Origin of the sequence: Streptomyces sp. NPDC088812 (genome assembly GCF_044750285.1) — a bacterium.
GTDB lineage: Bacteria > Actinomycetota > Actinomycetes > Streptomycetales > Streptomycetaceae > Streptomyces.
The window spans coordinates 94,931-120,600 of the sequence record NZ_JBIVJP010000009.1 but is presented as its reverse complement, the minus strand read 5'-3'; the positions used below and the strand labels follow the sequence as shown (position 1 = coordinate 120,600).

Annotated in this window: 24 protein-coding genes, 1 tRNA gene and 1 pseudogene; 11 read left to right on the top strand and 15 right to left on the bottom strand. The window is 72.0% G+C overall.

The annotated features are described in order from the left end of the window. Positions 1 to 246: 246 nt before the first annotated feature. From ACIP67_RS17850 to ACIP67_RS17840, 3 genes are read right to left on the bottom strand one after another with little or no spacing between them, the layout of a single operon-like run. Positions 247 to 1,506 (bottom strand): ferritin-like domain-containing protein, encoded by a 1,260-nt coding sequence (locus tag ACIP67_RS17850; RefSeq protein ID WP_401692684.1) that lies wholly within the window; start codon positions 1,504 to 1,506, stop codon positions 247 to 249. After that, complete coding sequence (locus tag ACIP67_RS17845) at positions 1,503 to 3,494, bottom strand: GMC oxidoreductase (RefSeq protein ID WP_401692682.1); 1,992 nt, start codon at positions 3,492 to 3,494, stop codon at positions 1,503 to 1,505. Before ACIP67_RS17845 ends, ACIP67_RS17850 begins: the two co-directional genes overlap by 4 nt. Positions 3,495 to 3,508: 14 nt before the next feature. Beyond that, positions 3,509 to 4,054: a hypothetical protein gene (locus tag ACIP67_RS17840; RefSeq protein WP_401692680.1), complete on the bottom strand. Its 546-nt coding sequence runs from the start codon at positions 4,052 to 4,054 to the stop codon at positions 3,509 to 3,511. Positions 4,055 to 4,343: 289 nt separating this feature from the next. Here ACIP67_RS17840 and ACIP67_RS17835 point away from each other — a divergent pair, with 289 nt between their 5' ends. Then, entirely contained in the window at positions 4,344 to 5,609 is a 1,266-nt protein-coding gene (locus tag ACIP67_RS17835) for a hypothetical protein (protein ID WP_401692679.1), read from the top strand. Between the two features lie 55 nt (positions 5,610 to 5,664). Here ACIP67_RS17835 and ACIP67_RS17830 read toward each other — a convergent pair. After that, positions 5,665 to 5,737 (bottom strand) — tRNA-Thr (locus tag ACIP67_RS17830). Positions 5,738 to 5,943: 206 nt separating this feature from the next. Between ACIP67_RS17830 and ACIP67_RS17825 the strand changes: the two genes are divergently transcribed. The 3 genes from ACIP67_RS17825 (at position 5,944) to ACIP67_RS17815 (ending at position 8,922) form a co-directional block, all read left to right on the top strand. After that, entirely contained in the window at positions 5,944 to 7,032 is a 1,089-nt protein-coding gene (locus ACIP67_RS17825) for an ABC transporter ATP-binding protein (protein ID WP_401692677.1), read from the top strand. Positions 7,033 to 7,259: 227 nt separating this feature from the next. Then, on the top strand, positions 7,260 to 7,718 hold the full coding sequence (locus tag ACIP67_RS17820) for a hypothetical protein (RefSeq protein ID WP_389521613.1): 459 nt from the start codon (positions 7,260 to 7,262) through the stop codon (positions 7,716 to 7,718). A gap of 472 nt (positions 7,719 to 8,190) precedes the next feature. Then, positions 8,191 to 8,922 carry an NDP-sugar synthase gene (locus ACIP67_RS17815; RefSeq protein ID WP_401692676.1) on the top strand — a complete coding sequence of 244 codons (732 nt, stop codon included), beginning with the start codon at positions 8,191 to 8,193 and terminating at the stop codon, positions 8,920 to 8,922. A 111-nt stretch (positions 8,923 to 9,033) separates the two neighbouring features. Here the strand turns inward: ACIP67_RS17815 and ACIP67_RS17810 are convergent, their stop codons facing one another. The 7 genes and pseudogenes from ACIP67_RS17810 to ACIP67_RS17780 form a co-directional block, all read right to left on the bottom strand. After that, positions 9,034 to 10,920, bottom strand: a complete 1,887-nt coding sequence (locus ACIP67_RS17810; protein WP_401692921.1) for a DoxX family membrane protein — start codon at positions 10,918 to 10,920, stop codon at positions 9,034 to 9,036. 123 nt (positions 10,921 to 11,043) lie between these two features. Next, a complete protein-coding gene (rlmB, locus tag ACIP67_RS17805; protein WP_401692675.1) occupies positions 11,044 to 11,985 on the bottom strand; it encodes a 23S rRNA (guanosine(2251)-2'-O)-methyltransferase RlmB in 942 nt (313 codons plus the stop codon). Positions 11,986 to 12,083: 98 nt separating this feature from the next. Then, positions 12,084 to 13,484: a cysteine--tRNA ligase gene (gene cysS, locus ACIP67_RS17800; RefSeq protein WP_401692674.1), complete on the bottom strand. Its 1,401-nt coding sequence runs from the start codon at positions 13,482 to 13,484 to the stop codon at positions 12,084 to 12,086. Between the two features lie 388 nt (positions 13,485 to 13,872). Further along, positions 13,873 to 13,986, bottom strand: a pseudogene (locus ACIP67_RS17795) (2-C-methyl-D-erythritol 2,4-cyclodiphosphate synthase); the annotation flags it as partial. 176 nt (positions 13,987 to 14,162) lie between these two features. Beyond that, on the bottom strand, positions 14,163 to 14,660 hold the full coding sequence (gene ispF / locus ACIP67_RS17790) for a 2-C-methyl-D-erythritol 2,4-cyclodiphosphate synthase (RefSeq protein ID WP_401692673.1): 498 nt from the start codon (positions 14,658 to 14,660) through the stop codon (positions 14,163 to 14,165). After that, positions 14,650 to 15,402 carry a 2-C-methyl-D-erythritol 4-phosphate cytidylyltransferase gene (gene ispD / locus ACIP67_RS17785; protein WP_401692672.1) on the bottom strand — a complete coding sequence of 251 codons (753 nt, stop codon included), beginning with the start codon at positions 15,400 to 15,402 and terminating at the stop codon, positions 14,650 to 14,652. The genes ispF and ispD overlap by 11 nt, the downstream gene beginning before the upstream one ends. Before the next feature lie 376 nt (positions 15,403 to 15,778). After that, positions 15,779 to 16,261 (bottom strand): CarD family transcriptional regulator, encoded by a 483-nt coding sequence (locus ACIP67_RS17780; RefSeq protein ID WP_003953493.1) that lies wholly within the window; start codon positions 16,259 to 16,261, stop codon positions 15,779 to 15,781. Between the two features lie 643 nt (positions 16,262 to 16,904). Between ACIP67_RS17780 and ACIP67_RS17775 the strand changes: the two genes are divergently transcribed. Next, a complete protein-coding gene (locus tag ACIP67_RS17775) occupies positions 16,905 to 17,582 on the top strand; it encodes a DUF461 domain-containing protein (RefSeq protein ID WP_401692670.1) in 678 nt (225 codons plus the stop codon). 82 nt (positions 17,583 to 17,664) lie between these two features. Here the strand turns inward: ACIP67_RS17775 and ACIP67_RS17770 are convergent, their stop codons facing one another. Then, complete coding sequence (locus tag ACIP67_RS17770; protein WP_015659563.1) at positions 17,665 to 18,345, bottom strand: response regulator transcription factor; 681 nt, start codon at positions 18,343 to 18,345, stop codon at positions 17,665 to 17,667. After that, a complete protein-coding gene (locus ACIP67_RS17765) occupies positions 18,342 to 19,685 on the bottom strand; it encodes a sensor histidine kinase (protein ID WP_401692669.1) in 1,344 nt (447 codons plus the stop codon). The genes ACIP67_RS17770 and ACIP67_RS17765 overlap by 4 nt, the downstream gene beginning before the upstream one ends. 262 nt (positions 19,686 to 19,947) lie before the next feature. On the opposite strand from ACIP67_RS17765, the gene phoU reads away from it, so the two are divergent. The 3 genes from phoU (at position 19,948) to ACIP67_RS17750 (ending at position 21,814) form a co-directional block, all read left to right on the top strand. Continuing rightward, positions 19,948 to 20,640 carry a phosphate signaling complex protein PhoU gene (phoU, locus tag ACIP67_RS17760; RefSeq protein ID WP_385078375.1) on the top strand — a complete coding sequence of 231 codons (693 nt, stop codon included), beginning with the start codon at positions 19,948 to 19,950 and terminating at the stop codon, positions 20,638 to 20,640. 121 nt (positions 20,641 to 20,761) lie between these two features. Continuing rightward, positions 20,762 to 20,920, top strand: a complete 159-nt coding sequence (locus ACIP67_RS17755; protein ID WP_401692667.1) for a hypothetical protein — start codon at positions 20,762 to 20,764, stop codon at positions 20,918 to 20,920. Between the two features lie 150 nt (positions 20,921 to 21,070). Then, positions 21,071 to 21,814 (top strand): phosphotransferase, encoded by a 744-nt coding sequence (locus ACIP67_RS17750; protein ID WP_401692666.1) that lies wholly within the window; start codon positions 21,071 to 21,073, stop codon positions 21,812 to 21,814. An 89-nt stretch (positions 21,815 to 21,903) separates the two neighbouring features. On the opposite strand, the gene ACIP67_RS17745 is transcribed toward ACIP67_RS17750, so the two are convergent. After that, entirely contained in the window at positions 21,904 to 22,299 is a 396-nt protein-coding gene (locus ACIP67_RS17745; protein WP_401692665.1) for a hypothetical protein, read from the bottom strand. 509 nt (positions 22,300 to 22,808) lie between these two features. On the opposite strand from ACIP67_RS17745, the gene ACIP67_RS17740 reads away from it, so the two are divergent. Next, positions 22,809 to 22,985 carry a hypothetical protein gene (locus tag ACIP67_RS17740; protein WP_401692664.1) on the top strand — a complete coding sequence of 59 codons (177 nt, stop codon included), beginning with the start codon at positions 22,809 to 22,811 and terminating at the stop codon, positions 22,983 to 22,985. 15 nt (positions 22,986 to 23,000) lie between these two features. After that, positions 23,001 to 23,771: a DUF2637 domain-containing protein gene (locus ACIP67_RS17735; protein WP_401692662.1), complete on the top strand. Its 771-nt coding sequence runs from the start codon at positions 23,001 to 23,003 to the stop codon at positions 23,769 to 23,771. A 115-nt stretch (positions 23,772 to 23,886) separates the two neighbouring features. On the opposite strand, the gene ACIP67_RS17730 is transcribed toward ACIP67_RS17735, so the two are convergent. Next, a complete protein-coding gene (locus ACIP67_RS17730) occupies positions 23,887 to 24,207 on the bottom strand; it encodes a GYD domain-containing protein (RefSeq protein WP_401692919.1) in 321 nt (106 codons plus the stop codon). A gap of 228 nt (positions 24,208 to 24,435) precedes the next feature. On the opposite strand from ACIP67_RS17730, the gene ACIP67_RS17725 reads away from it, so the two are divergent. Further along, a complete protein-coding gene (locus tag ACIP67_RS17725) occupies positions 24,436 to 25,188 on the top strand; it encodes a ferritin-like domain-containing protein (RefSeq protein WP_401692661.1) in 753 nt (250 codons plus the stop codon). Positions 25,189 to 25,670 lie beyond the last annotated feature (482 nt).

Below are 25,670 nucleotides of genomic sequence, written 5' to 3'. Positions count from 1 at the left end.
AGGCCGCGCGGCCGGAGCCGGTCACGGCCCAGCCGAGGGGCGGGCAGGCACCGGCCGCGAGCTTCCCGGCGCCTTTACGGCACCCGTAGGCACCCGCCGGTCCGTGGGCACCTTTGCCGCGCCGTCCCACAGGCACCTGCGCCGCGCCCACCGGCCCCACAGGCACCTGTGCCCCGCCCACCGGCCCCACAGGCACCTGCGCCGCGCCCACCCGCCCCACAGGCACCTGTTGCCGTGCCCGCCGGTCTACCAGTTCCGCTGCCGCAGCTCCCGTGCCTGTCGGGCCGCCTTCTCCCGGTCGCCGGGCGGCAGGTAGGAGAAGCCGGGGCAGAGGGTGTGCGCCGGGTCCGCCGGGTTCGGGGTGCGCATCAGGGAGACCGCCCGGTGCTTCAGCGCGTACATGCCGTGGACGGCCACCGTCAGCGCCTGCGGCTCGCCCGCGAACGCGCGGTACAGACCGTCGACGAGCAGCGAGTACGCCAGGTCGAACTCGACCAGCGCCGCGGTCTCGGGACCGCCGTCCGCGGTGTCTCCGGTGCCCGGGAGGTGCAGCGCCGGGTGGACGGCGCCGTAGTCGACCAGCACGGGCGCACCCCCGGGCTCCTCGTCGGACGACTGTCCGGGGAGGAACCGGCGGCCGGCCTGGAGCTCGCGCAGACGGGCGTAGGACGAGGACGTCCACCGGCCGGAACGGCGCCCGTCCGCGGCGGCGGCCTGTCCCGGCTCGCGCTCCGGGACGGGAAGGACCTCCGGGACGCGAAGGGCCTCCGGGACCGGAAGGACCTCCGGGGCGTGCAGGACCTCCGGGGCGTTCAGGACCTCCGGGGCGTGCAGGACCTCCAGGGCGTGGAAGACCTCCGGGGCCCGCGGGGGCAGGCACCCGTCCCCGTCCACGACGGTCCTGATCGCCTTCAGTGCGGAGGCCCGGTCGTGCACCTCGACCACCCGGCCGGCGCCGCCGTAGTACTGGGTGTCCGGCACCTGGCCGCGGTGCCGGAACATCGCGTCCGGGCAGATCTCCGGGTCCTCCAGGGCCGTCGCGATCGCGTGGTGGAACGCGCCGACGGTGCGGTGGCCGCGCCCGCCTGCTCCCGGGGCGGCGGCGGAGGGCGCGCCGGGAGAACGCGGGCGCGCGATGCGGACCAGGGCGTCCACGGCCCGCGGGGAGAGCGGCAGCAGCTCCAGCGTGCCGAGGCCGGGGACCACGGGGCTGTCCGTCGGGAAGCCGGGCGGCAGCGGGCTCAGGTGCTCGTGGCCCTGGAAGGCGACCGGTTCGGGGCTCGGCGTCCCGCCCAGGGCGTTGAGGACGTTCGCCGCGAGCGTCATGTGGAGCATCTCCCGCATGACCGCGCCGCGGACGACCCGCACCGCTTCGGTGTTGTGGCCGTCCCGGACGGAGCAGAGGGCGGTGAGGTGGACGGGGATGGTGCCGAGGCGGAGGCCGACGGCCAGCTGGAGCGCGGCCTTCAGCTCGGCCGGCCTCGCGATCGGGGTCGGCTCGGTCACCTGTCCCCTCCTTTCAGTTCCCCGGCGATCCGGTCGCCGGTGCGGATGGCCAGCGCGGTCATGGTGAGCGTCGGGTCGGAGGTGCCCAGCGTCGGCATGCTGCCGCAGCCGACGACGTAGAGGTTGTCCAGGTCGTGGCTGTGCTGGTGGCTGTCGACGACGGAGGACTGCGGGTCGTCGCCCATCCGGTGGGTGCCCACGGCCTGGCCCGCGCCGCGCACCCAGTAGGTGACGCCGTCGTACTCGACGGCCGACGGGTCGCGCGGGTCGTAGTGGGTGAAGTCGCCGGCCTCGTACAGCGGCCGCCGCTGCGTCTCGGCGATGCCGAGCCGCCGGAACAGCTGCCGGCCGGCCTCCGCCGCCCACGGCAGGGAGGAGCGCACGTACGCGGAGAGCCCGTAGTGGATCACCGGCCGGTGCTTGCCCAGCGCGTCCCGGTACCGGTCGTCCACCGAGACCCGGTTGGCGGGCTCCGGGTCCTGTTCCAGCTCCCAGGCGATCCGCACCTGCCGGGGCAGGATCTCGCCGATCCGCCGGCGCAGGTCCTTGCCGTGGAGCCGGGCCCTGCCGTCCCTGCCGCCGCCGACCAGGTCGTGGACCGTGGAGTACGGCGCGTTCTCCGGGTCGCTCCAGCCCCAGTTGCCGATCTCGGCGCAGAAGGCGGTGCGCTCCTTGCGGAAGGGGCCGTCGCGGAAGGCGGGGATGCCGGAGGTCGACGCCGGGCCCCGGAACGCGCCGGCGTCGTCCTGGAGCAGCCCCCAGGTGAGCAGCAGCGGATGGTCCATCAGGTTGCGGCCGACCTGGTCGCTGTTGTTGGCGGCGCCCGAGGCGAGCAGCAGGGTGGCGTTCTCGACGGCGTTGGCGGCCAGGACGTACGTGTCGGCGGTCACCGTGTGGTCCGTCGGCGCGGTGCCGTTGTCGTAGTACCTCTTGTAGCGCAGCCCGGTGACCGTGCCGGTCTCGCCCGGCCGCTGGGTGTGCAGGACCTCCGTGACGACGCACCGGCTGCGCACCGCGACCCGCGCCCGGGCCCGCTGCCCGTCCCCCGGGGCGCGGTCGGGGTGGCGGACGACCAGCCGGTGCAGGGTCTTGAGCGCGTTGTACTTGGCCTGCGCGGGGCAGATCGGGACGCAGCTGGAGTTGCCCTCGCAGCGCTGCCCCCGCTCGGCGTCGCCGACGGCTCCGACGACCTCGTACGCCGGGTGGGCCGGGGTGGAGTTGCGGGCGGCCGGGGTGTTGGTGATCCTCAGGGTGAAGGCGTGGACGGTGCCGTCCCGGCCCTTCAGCTCGACCGTCATGCCGTCGGCGAGCTTGGCGAGGTACCGGTCGAGGTGGCTGGAGGGGATGCGCTCCATCGGGAAGCCGTAGGCGCCGTCCGGGAACCTCTTGGTGTCGGCGGCCGCGAAGAACGCGGCGGGGTCGGCGGCGAAGCCGGGGTAGCGCTGGTCGGCGACGTTCGCGGCGACGCCGATGACGTCCCACTCGGCCCGCTCGTAGTACGGCTTCAGCTCCTCGTAGGTGAGCGGCCAGTCGACGCCCCGGCGGTACGTCGAGTACGTCCGGAAGTCCTGGGGCAGCATCCGCAGGCAGGTGCCCGTCCAGCGCAGGCTGCCGCCGCCGAGGGTGCGGACGTAGTCGCTGCCGAAGGGGAGCGGGCCCATCTGCACGAAGTACCCCTGGTCGGCGGGCGCCTTGGTCCGCTTGCCGTCCATGACCGGCCTGCGGATGTCCCGCACGTCCGGCTGTGGCGCCGAACCGCTCGCCGGGTAGGGCGAGTTGGGGACCTTCTCCAGGGCCTGATGGTAGGCCTCGACGTACGAGTCGTAGGTGTCGGCGCTCATGGCCGTGGCCCGGCCGGCCTCCAGGACCAGGACGCGGGGGTGCCGGGGCGGGGTACGGTCCGCGGCCCGCTCGACGACCGTTCTGGCGACCGTGGCCGCCGCGATGCCGCCGCCGACGATCACCAGGTCGAAGTGCTCGCTGCTCATGCTCGTCTCCGAAGTCACAGGACCGGGGGCAGGTAGGGGGGTTCGGCCCAGGAGCCGAAGCCGGGCGCCTTGGCGCCCATCGGGTGCGCTCCGGCGGCGGCCCAGACGAGGCCCTCGCGGTAGCCCTGCGCGGAGACGACGTGCTCGACGTCGCCCGCGGTCGTGCCGTCGACGTCGCCTGCGGTCGTGCCGTCGACGTCGTCCGCGGTCGTGCCGTCGGCGTCGCGGTGGCCGCGGGCGAGCGGGTACCAGACGCCGAGGTACCAGAGCTTGATCAGGCTGACCGCGACCGGCCCGAAGCGCGGGCTGTCGATCACCTCCGCCTCCAGCGCCTCACGGCCGCCGTCCCTCCGGTCCGTCTCCAGTGCCTCGGCGGCGGCCCACAGCAGCCGGCCCGTCTCCGGCTCGCCGATGATCCGCAGCAGGGTGTCGTAGTAGGTGCCGATCAGACCGGTGCCGGCCAGCTCGGCCCGGTCGAAGCCGGTGAGGGCGACGGAGAGGTCGGTGAAGATCTGCTGGGGTGCGGGGCGCGGGGCACCCGGGAGCCCTTGACTCGTCATAACCCCCTCAATCGCCACGAAACCGACACAAGTAACCGCGACGGCACCCCCTCCCCCCGACCTGCGGGAACACCGGGCGACCGCCACGACGTGCACGGATGTGCCGCCCCGGGAGGCGCACGCGCCCCCACCCCACTTCACCCACCCGGAGCAGACACCCCGGCGGCAAACCCGCCGTCCGGGCGGCACCAGGTGAACAGATGGCCACCGGACGCGTCACCCCGTCGCACGGACGGACGACGGACCTCCCCCGAAGGGACTGTCACAGGCTCCGGCTATCGTCGGCCGCATGGATCAAGGTGCACTGCTCGCGGAACTGGAACAAGCCGGGCGCGACAAGGAGTTGACCGCGCGGATCGTCCGCCGTCTGGCCGAGCCGGGCGCCGACGCCGCGCCCGGTCTGGTCGCCGCGCTGGGCACGGCGAGCCGGCAGGCGATGTGGGGGCTGCGGGACGCCCTGCGCCTGATCGGCCCGCCCGCCTTCGACGCCGCGGTGGCGGCCCGCGCCCGGGCCGAGAAGGTGCCCGAGTGGTGGGAGCTGGGCCATGTGCTGCGCGGCTTCGACGAGCGGTGCCTCCCGCAGTACGTGACCGCGCTGTCGCACCCCATGAAGGAGATACGGCAGCAGGCGCTGGGAGGCCTGGAGAACCTCGGCGAGGCAGCCGCCGGCGCCGTCGCGGCCGTCCTGCCGTTCCTGAACGACCGGGACAGCTTCACGCGCTACAAGGCCGAGAGGACGATCCGGGCCATCGGCCGGCAGGCGGGCCCCGAACTGCGGGGCATCCGCCGCACGGGCCCCGCCCGGCTGCGCCGGCACGCGCTGAGCGCCCTGGCCCTCATCGGCGGCGAGGCCGCACTCGACGAGCGGGACCTGCGCGCCCTGGAGCGGCTCGTCCGCGTCAAGTCGGCCCAGGACACTCCGCGGGACCTGCCCGAGCACCGCTGGCTGGCCGTCCCCGGCGCGACCTACGAGGGCCTCTTCGACGCCATGGGGCTGCACGACAGAAGGCCCTGCACGATCGCGATGGGGCTGTCCGCCATGGGCGACGACACGGCGGTCGTCACGGCCCCCGACGGCACGAGGCGCACGGCGTACCGCGTGTTCGTCACGCCGGAACTGGACGGCTGGCGGCTGATCTACGCCGACACCCCGCTGTGGGAGATGCACTGGGACGTCAACGCCCTCCTCCGCCGGATCAGCGCGGCGTGCGGCCAGGCCCAGTTCTTCTTCCAGGACGACCACAGCGACTCGATGGTCTGGATCCTCGCCCTCGACGGAGCGGTGCGCCGCAGCTACTGGCGCTACGGCGAACCGGAATGGCAGGGCGACCCCCTGGACTGGGAGGAGCCCCTCAGCGAGGACCCGGACTTCGACCCCGACGACGACCACGAACCGAACGCCACCCTGGCGTCCAGCGTCGACGCCGCCGCCCGCGAACTCTCCCTCGACCCGACCGGCGTCGGCCAGCACACCCCCCTGCGCGGCCACGGCTGGCTGGCGATCACGGAGGAGGGCGTGGGCCACGGCCCGTTCACCGGAGTGCTGCGCATCTAGATGCACCGTCCGGACTCCGCGTACGCCCCGCCCGGACCGGGCGGGGCTGGGACAGAGCCCCCTGTCGGACTCGAACCGACGACCTTCGCTTTACAAGAGCGGTGCTCTACCAGCTGAGCTAAGGAGGCCTGCACACAGGTGCCCGTGCAGTGTACCCAGCCCACGGGGGTGCCCCGTCGAAAATTTCCTCGAAGTTCACATCGTCCGAGGTACTGACAGATCAGGCGAACGCCGGGTACGGTCCTGAGCCAGTTCACCCGTGTGGACTACACCAACCACCTTCCTACAACGGATCGTCCGGCACGTTCCTGCCGGTAGAAGGGGGCCCATCACCATGGCCACTGTCACGTTCGACAAGGCGACCCGCGTTTACCCGGGTTCCACCAAGCCCGCCGTCGACGCGCTCGACATCGAGATCGCGGACGGCGAGTTCCTCGTCCTGGTCGGCCCGTCCGGCTGCGGCAAGTCCACCTCGCTCCGGATGCTCGCCGGTCTCGAGGACGTCAACGGCGGCGCCATCCGCATCGGCGACCGCGACGTCACCCACCTGCCGCCCAAGGACCGGGACATCGCCATGGTGTTCCAGAACTACGCGCTCTACCCGCACATGACGGTCGCCGACAACATGGGCTTCGCGCTCAAGATCGCCGGCGTCAACAAGGCGGAGATCCGGCAGAAGGTCGAGGAGGCCGCGAAGATCCTCGACCTCACCGAGTACCTGGACCGCAAGCCGAAGGCCCTCTCCGGCGGTCAGCGCCAGCGTGTCGCGATGGGCCGCGCCATCGTGCGTGAGCCGCAGGTCTTCCTCATGGACGAGCCGCTGTCCAACCTCGACGCCAAGCTCCGCGTGTCGACGCGTACGCAGATCGCCTCGCTCCAGCGCCGCCTCGGCATCACCACCGTCTACGTCACCCACGACCAGGTCGAGGCCCTGACGATGGGCGACCGCGTGGCGGTCCTCAAGGACGGTCTGCTCCAGCAGGTCGACACCCCGCGCAACATGTACGACCGCCCCGCGAACCTCTTCGTGGCCGGCTTCATCGGCTCCCCGGCGATGAACCTCGTCGAGGTCCCGATCGCCGACGGCGGCGTGAAGTTCGGCAACTCGGTGGTGCCGGTGCAGCGTGACGCGATCGCCGCCGCCACCGACAAGACGGTCACCGTCGGTGTCCGCCCCGAGCACTTCGACGTGGCCGGCGCCGACTCCGACCAGGGTGTCGCGGTCACCGTGAACGTGGTCGAGGAGCTCGGCTCCGACGCGTTCGTCTACGGCACCGCCCGGGTCGGCGGCGAGGACAAGGACCTGGTCGTCCGTGTCGGCGGCCGTGACGTCCCGGAGAAGGGCAGCACGCTGCACGTCGTCCCGCGCGCGGGCGAGAGCCACGTGTTCTCGACCTCCACGGGCGCGCGCCTCTCCGACTGAGTTCGGCCGAGGACACACCACGGGGTGAACCCCCGGTTCGACGAGAAGGGCCCCGCGGATCGCCGCGGGGCCCTTCTCGTCGTGGTCGAAGACCCCGCACACCGGGTGATTCCGACACAGCGCGTCAACCCCTTACCCAAAAAGAGGCACTGCCCCATCCCCCGACCGGGTGACGCGACGTTGCCACACCGTTACCCCGCGCTACCCTCACACGCGTGAAGCACTCCGTGAAGCACTCCAGCACCCCACAGACGCGACGCGGCCGGGGCCCCGCCCGGCGGATCGGCCGCTCCCTCGCCCTCGTCCTGCCCGTCGTCATGGTGCTCTCGGGGACCCTCGCGGTCACCCGGGTCAACTGGACGGGGAACCCCTCTTCCGACTCGGTGCTCACCGCCGCCGACGTCTCCACCGGGCACCGCGCCGCGCAGGGCGCCGCCAAGGCCCCGCAGGACGTCCTGCGCGACCGGCTGCTGGCCGAGCTGCACGAGAAGGACCCGGGCGTGGCCCTGACCCACCTCCAGGCAGCGGTGAACGGCAAGCCGTCCCTCGCGAAGCACTGCGCCGACATCGCCCGCGCCCTGGGCCGCGCCGCCGTACGCGTCTACGGCCCCTCCCGCGCCCAGTCCTACTCCCGCCCCGTCTGCGACACCTCCTTCGCCTCGGGCGTCCTGGCGGCACACAGCTAGGCATCCCCTGCACGGACGAGCCCGACCCGGCGGCCGGGACATCGGCGCCCCTGCTGCCGGCGGCCGGGGGTACCGGGGCCCGGGCCACGGCCTGTGCACCGTCGGCGCCCTGGCCTGTGCACAGGCCGGGGCCGCGGCCGGATGAGTCGGGCCGGGTCCTCGGCGCACTGGCCTGGGGCCTCGCCCCCTGACCGACCCCTGACGGGCAACCGCACCGGACGCCCGGCCGAGCACCGGTGCCCGTACCGCTCACGTGCCGCCGCACATGTGCCGCACACCTGCCACCGCACACGTGCCGCCGCACTCCCTCCCCACCGGACGCCTGCCACCGCACTCCCACCGGACACGCGCCGGACGCCTGCCCCGTCCAGCCCCCTCCCTCCTCCCCCTCCCCCTCCCGCTCCCCCCGGGCGCCGTCCGGCCGTCCGGGGGACCCGCACGCGGCCAAAAGGGTGCCGCGTACAGTGCGGGCATGACCCATCCGCACGCCGCGTCCCGCCCCACGCAAGCCGTCGTCCTGGCCGGTGGCCAGGGGTCCCGGCTGCGTCCCTACACCGACGACCGGCCCAAGCCGATGGTCGAGATCCCGGGGACGGGAACGCCGATCATCGGGCACCAGCTCCGCTGGCTCGCCGAGGAGGGCGTGACGGACGTCGTCGTCTCCTGCGGCCACCTCGCCGGCGTTCTGCAGAACTGGCTGGACTCCGCCGATCTCCCCGTGAAGGTCACCACGGTCGTCGAGAGCGAGCCCCTCGGCCGCGGCGGCGGCCTGAAGTACGCGGCCGCCCGCCTCCCCCACCCCGACCGGCCCTGGTACGCCACCAACGGCGACATCTGGACCCGCTTCTCGCTGCGCGACATGGCGGACTTCCACACCGAGCGCGACGCCGTCGCGACCCTCGCACTGGCCCGGCCGCGCATCCCGTGGGGCGCCGTGCAGACGGACGGCTTCGGCCACATCACCGACTTCATCGAGGCCCCGCCCACGACGTACGAGATCAACGCGGGCGTCTACGTCTTCTCCCCCGAGTTCGCCGGCCTGCTCCCCGAGCGCGGCGACCACGAGCGGACCACGTTCCCCCACCTGGCCCGCGAACACCGCCTGGCCGGCTTCCCGATCCCGCAGGGCGCCTACTGGCGCGCGATCGACACCGCGAAGGACCTCACGGAGGCCGCGAGGGAACTGGCGGCGCTCGGCCGCTGACCGAGCCCGCCCGTAACGGTCATGACGACGGGGTCCCGCGCGTTCTCACGCGCGGGACCCCGTCGTCGTGGGGACGAGTGGCTCGTCCGTCGTGGGGACGAGTGGCTCGTCCTAGCCGCCCAGGAGGCCGCCCACCAGGCCGGGCCGGCCGGAGGAGGGGGAACCGCCGTCCTCGGAGCCGCCGGTCGAGCCGCCGCCGGAGCCGGTGGATCCGCCGGAGGTGGGCCCGGAGCTGGTGCTGGGCGCCTGCTCGACGGGGGTGGACACCTGCGGCGGGGCCTCACCACCGGTGCCCTGGGTCTGGCTGGGCGCGCCGGTGGTGGCGCTCTCCGTGTCCTGGGTGGCGCCCGGAGCGGACTCCTCGTCCCGCGTCGGCGCCTGCGAGGTGGCGTCGTCCTGGGGGGGCGCGGTGGACGCGGACGGCTTCTCGCCGGGCCGCTGCGGCCGGTCGGACTCCTCGGGAAGCGGGGAGCCGGGCAGTTCGTTGCGCGGGGCCTCGCCCGGGCCGGGCACGACCACCCGGTCGGCGTCCCGGACGGCACCGCCGAGCAGGGACCCCACGAGCAGGGTGAGTCCGACGACGATCGTGGTGACGAGGGCGCCGCGGCGCAGGACGTAGCGGCGCAGGTCCCACAGGTCGGCGCGCGGGCCCAGCCGGCGCCAGGCGCTGCCGGCGAGCCGGCCGTCGATGGAGTAGACGGGGGCGCCGGCGATGATCAGCGGCGACCAGGCGGCGAGGTAGATGATGTCGGGGGTCTCGTAGACCGGGACGGTCTTCCAGCTGACGGTGACGAGGAGCGCGGCGGAGAGCGTCGCGCCGCCGACGGCGGCGACCCGCTGCCAGCAGCCCAGGACCGTGAGGACGCCCACGACGACCTGGAGGAAGGCGATGACCAGCCCGGAGCCGACGGGGTGGTGCAGGGCGAACTGGCGCAGCGGCTCGGCGACCTCCCACGGGTGCAGGGTGTTGAGCCACTTCACCATGGAGCCGCGCTCGCCGCCGTCGAAGTAGACGGGATCGCACAGCTTGCCCATGCCGGCGTAGACGGAGATGAAGCCGAGCAGGACGCGCAGCGGGAGCAGGACCACGCCGAGGTTCAGCCGGCGGTCCGGGAAGTAGGCGTGCCGGACGGGGTCCTCGGCGTGCCGCCGGGACCGTGGCCCGGCCTGCGCCGCGACGGCTTCGACGAAGTCCTCGAAACCGTCACCCTCGAAGCCGTCGCCCTCGAAGCCGTTGCCGCCGAAGCCGTCGGCCTCGAAGCCGCTGTCGGCGTGACCGGACCGACCGTGGCCGGACCGACCGTGGCCCGAACGGCCGTGACCGGACCGGCCGTTACCGGGCCTGCCCCGGCCGGGCTGGTCGTAACCGGCTTCGCCGTAGTCGGGGGCGCCGTATCCGGTCTCGTCGTAGGCGGTCTGGTCGTAGGCGGTCTGGTCGTAGGCGGTCTCGTCGTAGGCGCTGCCCACGGTGCGCATCTGCGGCAGGATCCGCTGCTCGCCGGCGCCGGGTGCGCGCGGGGGGCCGACGACCGGGGTCTGGAGGGTCTGCGCGGTGAGATCGCCGTCATAGCCCTCGCCGACGCGGGGAATGACCTGGGTGGCGCCGGCATCGGTGGCGGACGCGTCGCCGTGGCCGACGCTGCCCGCCCGCACGGCCTGGAGGAGACGGTGTGCGCCGGTGTCGTCCGGGGCCGACCTGCCGCTCCAGACGACGGGCCGGCGGCGGGCCCCGGCCGGAGCGGCCGGGGCCGCCGTGCCCGTTCTGCCCGCCGCCGCGACGACGGGGATGCGCGCGGTGTCCTGGGTGGCGCTCAGGTGCCGGGCGATCCGCGGGGATTGGCCGCGCCGTGCCGACGCGCCCAACTGCACGCGGAAGCTCGCGTGACTGACGATGATCTGCGCCGGATCGCTCGGCACCTTCACCATGCTCAGCGCGGGAGCGTCGTCGAATCCCGACGAGCGGTCCCCCGTGGGTGTGCGGGGTGTTCTGGTGTCCACACTCATCTAACCGAGTGACGTGTGATTAGGACACTGCCGCGACCCGCCGGATCTGTCCGGACCCCGTCAAGGTTGTCCGACGCGCCGGAATTAACCCGTTCGGGTGAGCTGACGGACGGGCGTTCAGCCCCTTCGGCGCGCCGCCTCGTACAGCACGATGCCCGCGGCCACACCGGCGTTGAGCGATTCCGCGCCGCCCGGCATCGGGATCCGCGCCCGGAAGTCGCAGGTCTCGCCGACCAGTCGGGACAGTCCCTTGCCCTCGCTGCCGACGACGATGACGACCGGCCCCTCCAGGGCCGCCAGTTCACCGATCTCCGACTCTCCGTCGGCCGCGAGGCCGACGACCACGACGCCGGCCTTCTTGTAGGCCTCCAGGGCGCGGGTGAGGTTGGTGGCGCGGGCGACCGGGGTACGGGCCGCGGTGCCCGCGGAGGTCTTCCAGGCCCCGGCCGTCATCCCGGCCGCGCGGCGCTCGGGCACCACGACGCCGTGTCCGCCGAAGGCGGAGACGGACCGGACGACGGCACCGAGGTTGCGCGGGTCGGTCACCCCGTCGAGGGCGACGAGCAGCGGGTCCTCGCCCTCGTCGGCGGCCGCGTCGAGGAGGTCCTCGGGGTGGGCGTACTCGTAGGGCGGCACCTGGAGGACCAGGCCCTGGTGGTTGAGGCCGTTGGTCATGCGGTCCAGCTCGGGGCGCGGCGCCTCCATGAGGTTGATGCCGCCGCGCTCGGCCGCGAGTTGCAGCGCCTCGCGGACCCGCTCGTCGTTGTCGATGAACTGCTGGACGTAGAGCGTGGACGCGGGCACGCCCTCGCGCAGCGCCTCGACGACCGGGTTGCGGCCGACGACCAGCTCGGACGCCGACCTGCCGCCGCGGCCGCGCGGCGCGGGGCGGCGTGCGGACTGCTTCGCCTTGGCGGTGGCGAGGCGGTTCTTCTTGTGTCCCTTGCGCATCTCGGCGGGCGGGGTCGGGCCCTTGCCCTCCAGGCCCCGGCGTCGCTGGCCGCCGCTGCCGACCTGCGCGCCCTTCTTGCCGGACATGCGGCGGTTGTTGGCTGCCATGACCTACCCGTCTGTCGTGCGGTGTGCGTGCGTACGTAATGCAGTGTGCCGCCCGGACACCCGGGCGGCACAATCGATCAAGAATCGATCAGTTTCGCTCAGCGCGGGCCGAGCGACCAGCGCGGTCCCTGTGGGCTGTCCTCGATGACGAGTCCCGACTGGTTGAGCTGGTCGCGGATGGCGTCCGCGGTCGCCCAGTCCTTGCGGGCCCGCGCCGCTTCCCGCTGGTCGAGGACGAGGCGTACGAGGCTGTCGACGACGCCGTGCAGGTCCTCGCCCCGGTCGTCCTCCCCGGCCCAGTGCGGGTCGAGGGGGTCCAGGCCGAGGACGCCGAGCATGGCGCGGACCTCGGCGAGGCGGGCCACGGCGGCTTCCTTGTCGTCGGCGGCCAGCGCGCTGTTGCCCTGCCGGACGGTGGTGTGCACGACGGCGAGCGCCTGCGGGACGCCCAGGTCGTCGTCCATCGCCTCGGCGAAGGCGGGCGGTACGTCGGCGGACGGCTCGACGACTCCCCCGGCCTTCTCGACGACGCGCTGCACGAAGCCCTCGATCCGCGCGAACGCCGACTCGGCCTCGCGCAGCGACTCCACGCTGTACTCGATCATCGAGCGGTAGTGGGGCGTGCCCAGGTAGTACCGGAGCACGATGGGGCGCCACTGCTTGACCATCTCGGACACCAGGACCGAGTTGCCCAGGGACTTGGACATCTTCTCGCCGCGCATGGTGACCCAGGCGTTGTGCACCCAGTACCGCGCGAAGTCGTCGCCGTAGCCCTTGGCCTGGGCGATCTCGTTCTCGTGATGCGGGAAGATCAGGTCGAGGCCGCCGCCGTGGATGTCGAAGACGCTGCCCAGGTACTTGTGGGCCATCGCCGAGCACTCCAGGTGCCAGCCGGGGCGGCCGCGGCCCCACGGGGTCTCCCAGCTCGGCTCGCCGCGCTTGGCCGCCTTCCACATCGCGAAGTCGCGCGGGTCCCGTTTGCCGGTCTCGCCGTCGCCGGAGGGCTGGAGCAGGTTGTCCAGGTCCTGGTTGGACAGCCGCAGGTACTCCGGGAAGGAGCGCACGTCGAAGTAGACGTTGCCGTCGGCCTCGTAGGCGTGGCCGCGCTCGATGAGACCGCGCATCATCTCGATCATCTCGGGCACGTGCCCGGTGGCCCGCGGCTCGTACGTCGGCGGGAGGCAGCCGAGCGCCTGGTAGCCGTCGTTGAACGCCCGCTCGTTCTCGTACCCGATGGACCACCAGGGGCGGCCCTGCTCGTGGGACTTGCTGATGATCTTGTCGTCGATGTCGGTGACGTTGCGGACGAACGTGACGTCGTAGCCGCGGTAGGCGAACCAGCGGCGCATGATGTCGAAGTTGAGGCCCGAGCGGATGTGCCCGATGTGCGGGGCGGCCTGCACGGTGGCGCCACAGAGGTAGATCGAGACACAACCCGGCGTGAGCGGGGTGAAGTCACGGATCTGCCGGGCGCTGGTGTCGTACAGGCGAATCGTCACCACTCCAGGGTAGTGGGCGTGGGACGGTGCCCCGCGCCCTTCCACCCGAAGGCCGCACATTCGTGCCGCGGCGCTTCGTCCCGCGGCACGGCACGTACCGACGGACGGCCGCCACCGGCTGCCGACGGACGGCTGTCACGGGCTGTCGACGGACGGCTGTCACGGGCTGTCGGCGGGCGCCCGCCGCCGGCGGTCAGGCAGGTCCGCGCCACCGCCCGTCAGCGGGCCCGCGGCACCGGCCGTCAGCGAGTCCCGCGCCACCGGCCGTCAGCGGGCCCGCACCACCGGCCGTCAGCAGGTCCGCGCCACCGCCCGTCAGTGGGCCTGCGGCACCGGCCGTCAGCGAGTCCCGCACCACCGACCGCCAGCGGCTCCGAGCCACCGACCCTCAGCGAGTCCGAGCCACCAGCGCCGTCGCGACGGCCATCAGGCCCTCGTCCCGGCCGGGGAAGCCGAGTCCGTCGGTCGTCGCGCCCGACACCGAGACGGGGGCGCCCGCCGCCGACGGTCAGCGGGCCTGCGGCACCGGCGGTCAGGCAGGTCCGCGCCACCGCCCGTCAGTGGGCCTGCGGCACCGGCCGTCAGCGAGTCCCGCACCACCGGCCGCCAGCGGCTCCGAGCCACCGACCCTCAGCGGGCCCGCACCACCGGCCGCCAGCGGCTCCGCGCCACCGACCCTCAGCGAGTCCGAGCCACCAGCGCCGTCGCGACGGCCATCAGGCCCTCGTCCCGGCCGGGGAAGCCGAGTCCGTCGGTCGTCGCGCCCGACACCGAGACGGGGGCGCCCGCCGCCTCGGAGAGGATCTTCTGCGCCTCGTCGCGCCGCTTGCCGATCTTCGGCCGGGGGCCGACGACCTGGACGGCGATGTTGCCGATGGTGAAACCGGCCTCGCGGACGATCCGGGCGGCCTCGGTGAGCAGGGTCACCCCGGAGGCGCCGGACCACTCGGGCCGGCCGGTGCCGAAGTGTTGGCCCAGGTCACCCAGTCCGGCGGCGGAGAACAGCGCGTTGCAGGCGGCGTGCGCGACGACGTCGGCGTCGGAGTGCCCGGCCAGCCCGGGGCCTTCGCCCTCCCACTTCAGGCCGGCGCACCACAGTTCGCGGCCGTCCTCGAAGGCGTGGATGTCGGTGCCGATGCCGACCTGGGGGAGCGTCAGGGGCTGGTCAGAAGCCATCGTTGAGCCTCCTGCGGGCCAGGACCGCCTCGGCGAGGACCAGGTCGAGCGGGCGGGTGACCTTGAAGGCCTCCTCGTGGCCGGGGACGACCACGACGGTCAGACCCAGCCGCTCGACCATGCTCGCGTCGTCGGTGACGTCGTCGACGACGGTCTCGTGGGCGCGGACGAGGGTGGCCCGGTCGAAGCCCTGCGGGGTCTGCACGGCGCGCAGGCGGGCGCGCTCGGGGGTGGCGACGACCGGCTCGGGGTCGCCCGGCGCGGCGGCCGGCTCGACCTCCTTGACGGTGTCGGCGAGCGGCAGCGCCGGGACGACGGCCGGGGCGCCCTCCCGGACCGCCTCGATCACGGCGTCGACGGTGTCGACGGGGACCAGGGGGCGGGCGGCGTCGTGCACCAGGACGATCTCGTAGCCGGGCGGCAGCGCGTCGAGGCCGAGCCGGACCGATTCCTGCCGGCTCTCGCCGCCGGGGACGACGAGGAAGTCGGTCCGGTCGGGCAGCGCGTGCGCGTCGAGCAGCGACTTGACCTCGGCGGTGCCGTCCGGCGGCGCCACGACGACCACGAGGGAGACGGCGCGGGAGGCGGCGAGGGCGCGCACCGCGTGGATCAGCATGGGGGTCCCGCCCAGCGTGCGGAGCGCTTTGGGGGCGCCCGGGCCGAGGCGTACGCCCCGGCCGGCGGCCGGAATCACCGCGGCCGTGCGGGTGGGGGCGGGGGCGGGAAGCGAATCGTCAGACATCGGTTCCTGTCAGGTTTGTGTGCTCGCCATACGTGGGTACGGAGACAGCGTGCCGGGCGCGACGCCTTGACCGGACCCTTCCGTGACGCGCCGGTCGAGCCAGCTGCCCGGGCCCGGCACACACAGGGTCGGGGGATCGTTCCCCCGAGGGGATCAGTCGTTTCCCCCGAGGGGACCGGTCGTTCCCCCCGAGGGGGTCGGTCGTCCCCGCGGGGGGTCAGTGGTCCTCCCTGGGGGATTCAGGCGTACGGCATCGGAACGCGACATGCCGCAGCGCCCGGCGACAAGAGATACGTCATCGGGCACCGCGGCATTTCTCAGTGTGCTGAGCCTGCTGTGCTGAGCCTGTACTGAGCCGAGGCCGGCTGCGTCGGCGTCAGGACGCGAGGACCTCGTCGAGGAGCGCCTCGGCCTTGTCCTCGTTCGTGTTCTCCGCGAGGGCGAGCTCGCTCACCAGGATCTGGCGCGCCTTGGCGAGCATGCGCTTCTCACCGGCGGAGAGTCCGCGCTCGCGCTCACGACGCCACAGGTCACGCACGACTTCCGCGACCTTGATGACGTCGCCGGAGGCGAGCTTCTCGAGATTTGCCTTGTAGCGACGCGACCAGTTCGTGGGCTCCTCGGCGTACGGCGCACGCAGCACCTCGAAGACCCGGTCCAGCCCGTCCTGACCGACCACATCACGCACGCCGACGAACTCCGCATTGTCCGCTGGCACACGTACCGTCAGGTCACCCTGGGCGACCTTCAGCACCAAGTAGGTCTTGTCCACGCCTTTGATCTGGCGAGTTTCGATGGCCTCGATCAGCGCGGCCCCGTGATGGGGATAGACCACGGTGTCGCCAACCTTGAACGTCATGTGACAGGTACCCCTTCCGTGGCTATCCAGGGTAACACGGAAACGGCGGTTCCTGAATGGCGTTTTCGCAGGTCAGGGCATATCTCGGGGCTTGACAACAGCAACAGGAACGTGCTGCGGGCGGGCGACGGAAGCAGGTATTCGCAGGTCGGAGCGGCTGTCCAAGGGGGACGAAACACGCACGTCACAGTCTTGCGGAGGCCGTTCCGAACGGCCGAACATCCCCATATGTCCGGTTCCAGACGTGCGACTTCCGCTACTCCGTTCGGTGTCCGGAGGCAGATCCACGCCGTTTCCGGAATTGATCACACCATCGGCCGAACAGGGCGTGATCAATTCTCCGGACGACCCCGCATTCCGGCCCGCAAAAACCCGCCCGCCCCGGCGAGCGGCGCTTATGTGAATGGGGGGCGACGTCCGGGCGATCGCGAAGAAGCCAATGTGACTCACGGGTCACTTGTGGGTGGTGTGACGGGAGTGGCGACAGTCCCGCTGTGGCGGTGATCGGGGCCCTGGAGCACGCTAGAGGCGGGTCGGGTGCGGTGGCGTGAGGACGGCTCGGTAACCTAAGGCCCGCTGACAGACCCTTAGGGCGGCTTTATAGAGGTGAGCTGCCCGTGCGTTTCAAGGAGTTGCCGCCGCCGTGAGCAGCAGCCTTCGACGCGGCGCCCTCGCCGCCTCCGCCCTCGCGTTCTCGATCGCCACGCTCGCCGCCTGTGGTGCGGGCAACGACGCCCAGACGCTGCAGATCAAGCCGGACAACGCCGCCACCACCGTTGGCGACATCAAGCTGCAGAACGTCGTCGTCATCACCCAGCCCGACCCGGAGTCGACGGGCCCGGCCGCGGTCTCGGCGACCGTCTTCAACAGCAGCGACGCCGCCCAGACGCTGGAGTCGATCACCGTCGAGGGTGTCGACGAGCCGGTGGAGATCAAGCTCGCCGAGGGGGACGGCGAGCTGACCGTCCCGGCCCACGGCTCGGTCGTCATCGGCGGCGCGGACAACGCCTCCGCCGTCCTGCCCGGCAGCAGCGAGGCGGTCCAGGACGGCAACGCCCAGAAGGTCACCTTCACCTTCAGCGAGACCGGCGCGGTCAGCCTGCGCGCCTTCGTCGTCCCCGCCGAGAGCTACTTCACCGAGTGGGGTCCGAGCGAGGTCCCGACCGCCCCGGAGTCCGCCTCCGCCTCCGTGACCCCGTCCGGCGAGGCGTCGGCCACCGAGTCGCCGGCCGAGGGCACCACGGAGGGCTCGACCGAGTCGCCCGCCGCCGCCGAGTCGGCCGACGCGAGCGCCTCGGAGTCGGCCGCCGCGGAGCACTGAGTGCCGTAGCGCCCCTGACGGCCGGAGGGCGGCACCCCACGTGGGGTGCCGCCCTCCGGCCGTGACGTCCGCAGCGTGCGGTTTACGGCTCGAACTTGTAGCCGAGACCGCGGACCGTCACCAGGTAGCGGGGCGCGCCCGGGTCCGGCTCGATCTTGGCGCGCAGGCGCTTGACGTGCACGTCGAGGGTCTTGGTGTCACCGACGTAGTCGGCTCCCCACACCCGGTCGATGAGCTGCATGCGGGTCAGGACACGGCCCGCGTTGCGCAGGAGCATCTCCAGCAGGTCGAACTCCTTGAGCGGCAGGTCGACCTTCGAGCCCGAGACCGTGACGACGTGCCGGTCGACGTCCATCCGGACCGGCCCGGCCTCCAGGGCCGCCGGGGTGACCTCCTCCGGCTCCCCGCGGCGGCGCAGCACGGCCCGGATCCGGGCGACCAGCTCGCGCGAGGAGAACGGCTTGGTGACGTAGTCGTCGGCTCCTATCTCCAGGCCGACGACCTTGTCGATCTCGCTGTCCTTGGCGGTCACCATGATCACGGGGACGTTGGAGCGGCCGCGCAGCTGCCGGCACACCTCCGTGCCGGGCAGTCCCGGCAGCATCAGGTCGAGCAGGACGAGGTCGGCGCCGTTGCGCTCGAACTCGTCGAGTCCGTCGGGCCCTGTGGTCGCGACGGCGACCTCGAAGCCCTCCTTGCGGAGCATGTACGACAGGGCGTCGGAGAAGGACTCCTCGTCCTCGACGACGAGCACTCGGGTCACGGAAGGACCTCCGGGGCGGAAAGCGTGTGGTACGCGGTGGAGTCGGGGGATGAATCGGCGGGGATTCCTCCGGCGGGCCCGCCCTCGGCCGCGGTGTCGTACGCGTCGAGGTCGGGGTGCTGGCGGACGCGGTCACGGACGGCGCCCGCCTCCGGCAGCCGGAGTGTGAACGTGGAGCCCTGTCCCTCGGCGCTCCACACCGTGACCTCCCCGCCGTGCGAGGCGGCCACGTGTTTGACGATGGCCAGTCCGAGGCCCGTGCCGCCGGTGGCACGGGAACGGGCCGGGTCGACACGGTAGAAGCGCTCGAAGATGCGCTCCTTGTCCTTGTCGGAGATGCCGATGCCCTGGTCGGTCACGGCGATCTCGATCAGGTCCCCGCCGGGTGTGGCCACCCGGCGCGCGGCGATGCCGACGCGGGTGCGGGCGGGTGAGTAGTTGACGGCGTTCTCGACCAGGTTGCCGAGGGCGGCGGCGAGCTGCCCGCGGTTGCCCCACAGGCGCAGCCGGGCGGTGTCCGTCCGGCCGCGGTCGCCGACCCCGGCGGACGGTTCCTCGGGCTCCTGGATCGCGGCGGCCATGGTGATCTGCTTGGTGCCCGCCTGGTGGCGGCAGCGGTCGATGGCCTCGGCGACGAGCTCGTCGACGCTGACCGGTTCGGCGTCCTCGAGGGGATCGTCGTTCTGGACGCGGGAGAGGTCGATGAGCTCCTGCACCAGGTTGGTCAGCCGGGTCGCCTCGATCTGCATCCGGCCGGCGAAGCGCTGCACCGCCTCCGGGTCGTCGGAGGCGTCCATGACGGCCTCGGAGAGCAGGGAGAGCGCGCCGACCGGAGTCTTCAGCTCGTGGCTGACGTTCGCCACGAAGTCGCGTCGTACGGCCTCGATGCGCCGGGCCTCGGTGAGGTCCTCGACGAGGAGGAGGACCAGCCGGGAGCCCAGCGGCGCCACGCGCGCGGAGACCGCGAGCGCCTCGCCGCGTCCGGTGCCGCGCCGGGGCAGGTCCAGCTCGACCTGGCGTATCTCGCCGTCCCGTCTGGTGTCCCGCGCCATCTGGAGCATGGGCTCCACGGCGAGCTCACCGCCGCGGACGAGCCCGAGGGCGTACGCGGCGGAGCTGGCCTTGACGACGGCGTCGGCCTCGTCGAGGACGACGGCCGAGGAACGGAGGACGGAGAGGACGGTGTCCACGCCCGGCGGCAGCACGGGATCGGTGTGCAAGGAAGTCCTGGTGGGTCGGTTCTGGTCGCGTTCGCTCCAACGGAACGCCAGCATGGCGATGACACCGGTGAGCACCCCGGCGATCGCTGCCGCTGCGGCGACCGCCGCGTTCACGTCCATGCGTCCAGGTTAGGCATGCGATCCGCCCTGGCCACAGCCATCGGAGTGGGACCTCGAACACTCGTCGCCCAGAGTTCACCTTGGCGCCAGGGGTGGTTCATTCAGGGTGACGGAAACCGACGCGTACGGGGCGGACCGTGGCACCGTGGGGTTCACAGCGCCGGGTGCCCTGAACCCCGGAACCCGATAGTCCGACATCACCGCATAACGCACATCACGACCTTGCGAAGCCCCGGAAGCACGAGTACGAGAGGAACCCCCGATGCGGGACGCGTACCACGAGGAACTGGACTCGATCGGCGACAGCCTGGTGGAGATGGCCCGGCTGGTCGGGTCGGCCGTCGGGCGCGCCACGACCGCCATCCTCGACGCCGATCTGAAGCTGGCCGAGAGCGTGATCGAGGCCGACCAGAAGATCGACGAACTGCAGCACGACCTGGAGGCCCGGGCCATCGCGCTGCTGGCGCGGCAGCAGCCGGTGGCGACCGACCTGCGGATCGTCGTCACGTCGCTGCGCATGTCGGCCGACCTGGAGCGCTCCGGCGACCTCGCCCAGCACGTGGCGAAGCTGGCACGGCTGCGCTTCCCCGAGCGGGCGGTGCCGCGGGACCTGCACGCCACCATCCTGGAGATGGGCCAGCTCGCGCAGCGCCTGATGGCCAAGGCGGCCGAGGTGATCATCACGAAGGACGTCGACCTCGCGCTCCAGCTGGAGACGGACGACGACGCGATGGACCTCCTGCACCGCACGCTCTTCCAGCACCTCATCGACGAGCGCTGGAAGCACGGCATCGAGACGGCCGTGGACGTCACCCTCCTCGGCCGCTACTACGAGCGCTTCGCGGACCACGCGGTCGCGGTCGCCAAGCGGGTCGTGTTCCTGGTGACGGGCGAGCACGCGGACGAGTTCCAGCCGGACCTCCCGAACGAGATCCAGCCGGTCGAGGGGGCGTAGGCGAGCCACTCGGGGGCGTTCGAACCCGCCGGAGGCGCGGGGAAGCCCCCATGCGCCGTTGATGCGCCGGACACAACGGGCATGGAATGGGCACAGGCGCCCTAGCCTCCGGGAGGAACCCATGGCCGAAGCCCCCAGCACCTCCACCCCCGACCCCACCCAGGACCATCCGACCGAACAGCCCGTCGCCGTCCGGAACCTGATGCTGATCAGCGCGTGCGGCTGCGGCTCGGGATGCGGCTGCGGCTGCCAGTCGGGCAATCCCTGCCAGTGCGGCTGAGGACGACGCCTCACCGCCGTACGAGACGTACGAGTCGCACAGGACTTGCAGGACCTACGGGACATGCGGGACGTACGCGAGAGGGGCCGGGCGCTCCGGCGCCGGGCCCCTCGTCGTCCGCTCCCGGACTCGGACGGGCAGAATGAGGCGATGACCGAGTCGTCGTTGCCCGGAGGTTCCGTCAACACCGTCGTCCGGGTCGGGAACACGGTGCGCCGTACGGCGTCCGCACGGACGCCGTACGTCAGTGGCCTGCTGGAACTGCTGGAAACCGCGGGTTGGGACGGAGCGCCCCGCCATCTCGGTGTGGACGAGCACGGCAGGGAGGTCCTCAGCCACCTCGACGGGCACGTGGCCTGGGAACCGCGGCAGCCCGCCGCCGTCTCGTCGGACGCGAGCATGGTGGCGGTGGCCCGGCTCGTGCGCGCGTTCCACGACCTGACGGCCGGCAGCGCGCTCGCCGCGGACCAGGAGGTCGTCTGCCACAACGACCTGTCGCCCCGGAACACGGTCTACCGGCCGGTCGGTGGTGAGCTGCGCCCGGTGGCGTTCATCGACTGGGACCTCGCGGCGCCGGGCGAACGCATCCACGACGTCGCCCACGTCTGCTGGCAGTACCTCGGCCTCGGCCCGTCCGTGGCCGACGCGGCGGACGCGGCCCGGCGGATGAGACTGATCGCCGACAGCTACGGGTTGGGGCGGCGGCTCCGGCGCGGACTCGTGTCCACGGTGCTGTGGTGGCAGGACCGCTGTTGGCGCGGCATCCAGGCCGAGGCCGACGCGGGGGACCCCGCGATGCGGCGGCTCCGTGACGCCGGGGCGGTCACGGAGGTGCGGACGGCGTACCGGTGGGTGTCCGATCACCGGGACGTGCTGGAGAGGGCACTGGGGTGAGCCGCGGCCACGCACCCTGAGTGCCCTCCGAGTGCCCTCCGAGTGCCCTCGCCCGATGCGGTGCGTCGCCGGGTCAGGGGGTCAGGGGGTCAGGTGGCGCTGGTGAACGTGGCGCACTTGGTCCACTTGCTGTTGGTGTTGGCCGGATCGCCCTTCACGAGGGAGATGATGATCCTGACCTTCCGCTTCTCCGGGAGATCGAGGTTCCACGTGTAGCTCTTTCCCGCGCCTCGGGTGACGTGGAAGGTGTCCCAGAAGTAGGGCTTGCCACTGGCCGCTTCGAGGTTGACGAAGACGGTGCGGCCGTCGGCCTTGCGGTCCTTGACGTAGAGGTAGTCACCCTTCGACGTGTACTTCGCGTATCCGCCGGCGCATCCGTCCGAACCACTGGCCTGCGCCGCCGGGGCTGCCGCGAGGCCGCCCGCGAGGACGGCGGCGACGACCGGAATGACGGTGGCGGCGCGCCGCTTGAGTGCTGCCTTCATTCTGTTCCCTCCGTGAATCCGTACATCCGGCTGCGTCGACGGCGGCCGGACCGTTGATCACTCTAGGGAACCGACATGGTGATCACATGGGCGTGTTGAGGCGGAACGGTGGGACCTCGCCCCCGGCCTCCGCACCTTTGCCCACCTGCACCTCTGTCCACCGGCACTTCTGTCCACCGGCACCTCTGTCCACCGGCGCCTCTGTCCACCGGCACCTCTGTCCACTGGCGGCGAGTCCTATTTACCGCCCAAAAGAGCTGAGCAGACAAACCGCTCGACTCATAACGTGCGAAGTAAGATGCGGATGACTTTAATCAAGAACGCTCTCCCCAACATTTCCTCCACATCAGGGTCACTCATTTGCCGCGCATCTGGAGGAGAGGGAGCGGCGTTAGCGGGATATGGCGAAAGCAGCAAGGTTCCATGGCTTGCCTCACCGCGGCGTGAGGAAGGATAATCTGCCTGCGACCCGTGATGCGACAGCGGGAAAATACACTTACACGCCTGGTGTGGCACTCTCGGCGCGCGAGGGCGGCGCCTTCCACGGGACCGGCGTGCGGGTCGAACTCCAGGTCACCGAGTCATTGCTCCGCGAGTTCCTCGTACTGCTGGAGGCGGCCCAAGAGGAACTCAACCAGCGGTGGAACGGCCAGGAAAAGTCCGGCTGCCACGCCGACCGCGCGTGACGGGAGCGGATTTCCATGAATCACGACTATGCGGATCCTTCCTTTGTACGGCATGAATGGTATTCCGATTCATATTCCTATGGTTCTGGTGCCGGCCGGCACGGCAGCCCCTCCGACGCCTTGAATGTCGGGGATCCCTTGGTGCCCCCCGACTCGGGCTGGGACCCGGTCGAGGAACTCGCCTATCTCCTGCAAGAGGCTGTTCCGGCGGAGCAGGAGGCCATGGTGCCGCCGCCTCGCGGCGAGTCGTCACCCGGTGTCGACTACGGCGACCCGATGGAGGGCCTGGCGCAGATCACCGCCCAGTTGCCGCCCATCCGACGTTCTTCCACCGGGCATCGGAAGATTCGGGTCCGGAAACTCCGGCTCAAGTGGATGCAGACCGGCAGTCTCGTCATCGTCGCGTTCGTTTCCGTCATCGTCGCGGTGGTCAGCGTCTTCTGTGGCGTGGTGGCCTACGGACCGCTGCAGAGCATCACGTCCGACACGAAGAGCGGGCTGATTCCCTGGTGGCCTCTTCTCGTGTACGGCCCGTGGACGGTGGCCTCTCTCTCCATCCTGCGAACTGCCCTGCATCAGCGCCGGGCGTTCAATTCCTGGTTCATCGTCCTGCTGTTCTCCTCCGTCGCGATGATGCTGTGCGTGGCTCAGGCCGAGAGGACCTTCACCGGGATCGCCGGAGCCGCCCTCCCCGCCCTCGCGTGCCTGGCCTGCCTCCAGCAACTCGTCCGGCAGATCACCTTGACCCTGCCCCCACGCAAGGGCAAGCCCCGGCACCGCCAGTAGCGCCACAGCCGACCGGAACGTCTCCCGCACAGCGACAGGCCCCCTGCCGACCGGAACGTCTCCCGCACAGCGACAGGCCCTGCCGGCGGAACAACCGCCGGCAGGGCCTGTCCGGTCACGCGCCGGGGGAGCGAAAGGTGACCTGCCGGCGGGCGGCCTGATCGATCTCGTCGAGGGTGAGGAGAGGGGTGGCCCGGGTGTGGAGGGCTCCGCCGGCCTTGACGGTGAGGCTGACGGCGGCCATGGAGACCGGGTCGGGGAAGTCGACGATGAGCACGATGTCGTCCTCCCCGAAAGCGAAGTACATGGCTTCGACCTGCCCGCCGAGGCCGGTGACGACCTGGTCGACGGCGGCGCGGCGGCCACTCCCGCCTTCCTTGAGCAGCCCCTTGGTGCCCTCGGGCGTGTAGCTGGCCTGGATGAGGAACTTCGGCACCGGCATGCCTCCTGCCCATCGTTTGTCCGGTGTGCCATGACCTTCCCGCTGTCGCACCGGCCGCTACGCGCCGACCCACTGGATTCACCCGTTGGAACCCGCGCCCCTCTCCGCCGCTGACCGATGCCTGTCGAGGAGCCGCGTTGTCCGGCGGCGGCGGAACGGTTCGGCGTCCGCCCGCGTCGTCCCTCTCCGGGGCACGGCCGTGTCCCGGAGAGGGGAGACCGGGTGCGTACGGGCGACTTCGCCGAGTGGACAAGGCGGTTCGAGGACGAGCGCGAGCGCAGACGCGCCCAGGGCGATCCGGACTGGGGGCAGGGCGCGACGCTGCATCCGGCGGTGTGGGCCGGCATCCAGCGCTTCCAGGTCGGCGAGGACGGCGACGGCGCCAACCTCGTCGGCACAGCGGACCGGGCCGGCGACCCCGACTACGCGCAGGCGGTCCGGCTCTTCGTCGCCGAGGAACAGAACCACGCCCGTCTCCTCGCCCGGCTGCTGGCCGCGGGGGGCAAACCGACGTTGACCGGGTACTGGAGCGACACGGTCTTCGTACGGCTACGGCGTCTCATGGGCCTGCGCGTGGAGCTGCTGGTGCTGATGATCGCGGAAGTCGTGGCGCTGCGTTATTACCGGGCCCTGCGCGAGGGCACCGACGACCCGCTCACCGCGGACGTGGCGGGACGGATCCTGTCCGACGAGCAGCGTCACGTCCCCTTCCACTGCGAGCGGCTGCACGCCTCCCTGGCGGAGCTGCCCCGCGCGGCGCGCCGCCCGGTGATGGCCGTATGGCGGCTTCTCCTGCTCGCGGCCTCCCTCGTCGTCGCCACCGACCACGGCCCGTCCCTACGCCGACTCGGCATCGGCCGCCGACGCTTCGTGGCCGACGTCATGGCCTCGTCCCGCACGGTGGTGTCGGCGGTACTGATGCCCCGCCCGGAGGTGGAGGTGCCCCGCCCGGACACAGGAACCAGCGCGGACTGACGGCCCGCCGCCGCACCTCGCCCCACTTGGCCGCTGTCGAGCCGCCTCGGACGGCCCGGAGACGGCCCGGAGACGGCCCGGACAATGGCCCGGCGGCTCGCTCGACGGCCACAGCCAGGTCGTAGCTCATGTCCGGGAGGCTCTCACTCCGGACTGACAGGCCGGCTGCTCGCGAAACGGGCAGAGTAGCCACGGGCACGCAGTCGGCACGCCCCCGAAGCACCTTGGGTGGAGGCCGGCCTCGGGGTCGCCTGAGTTTCAGCCGAGTTCAGTCAGCCACGATGGTGGGTGCGCTGCCCGATCAGGCCTCCGGTGACCACGCGGCTGATCTTCACGCACCTGATGCCTTCCAGTCAGGAGCGGACCTGCGAAGCCGTAGCCGCTGTCTTCGACGCCACCAAGACGATGCGACATGACGGCTGAGGGATCGTACGCTCCGAACCGGAGAGGGGCGGGGAAGGCGATGGCGGACGAGTACTTCT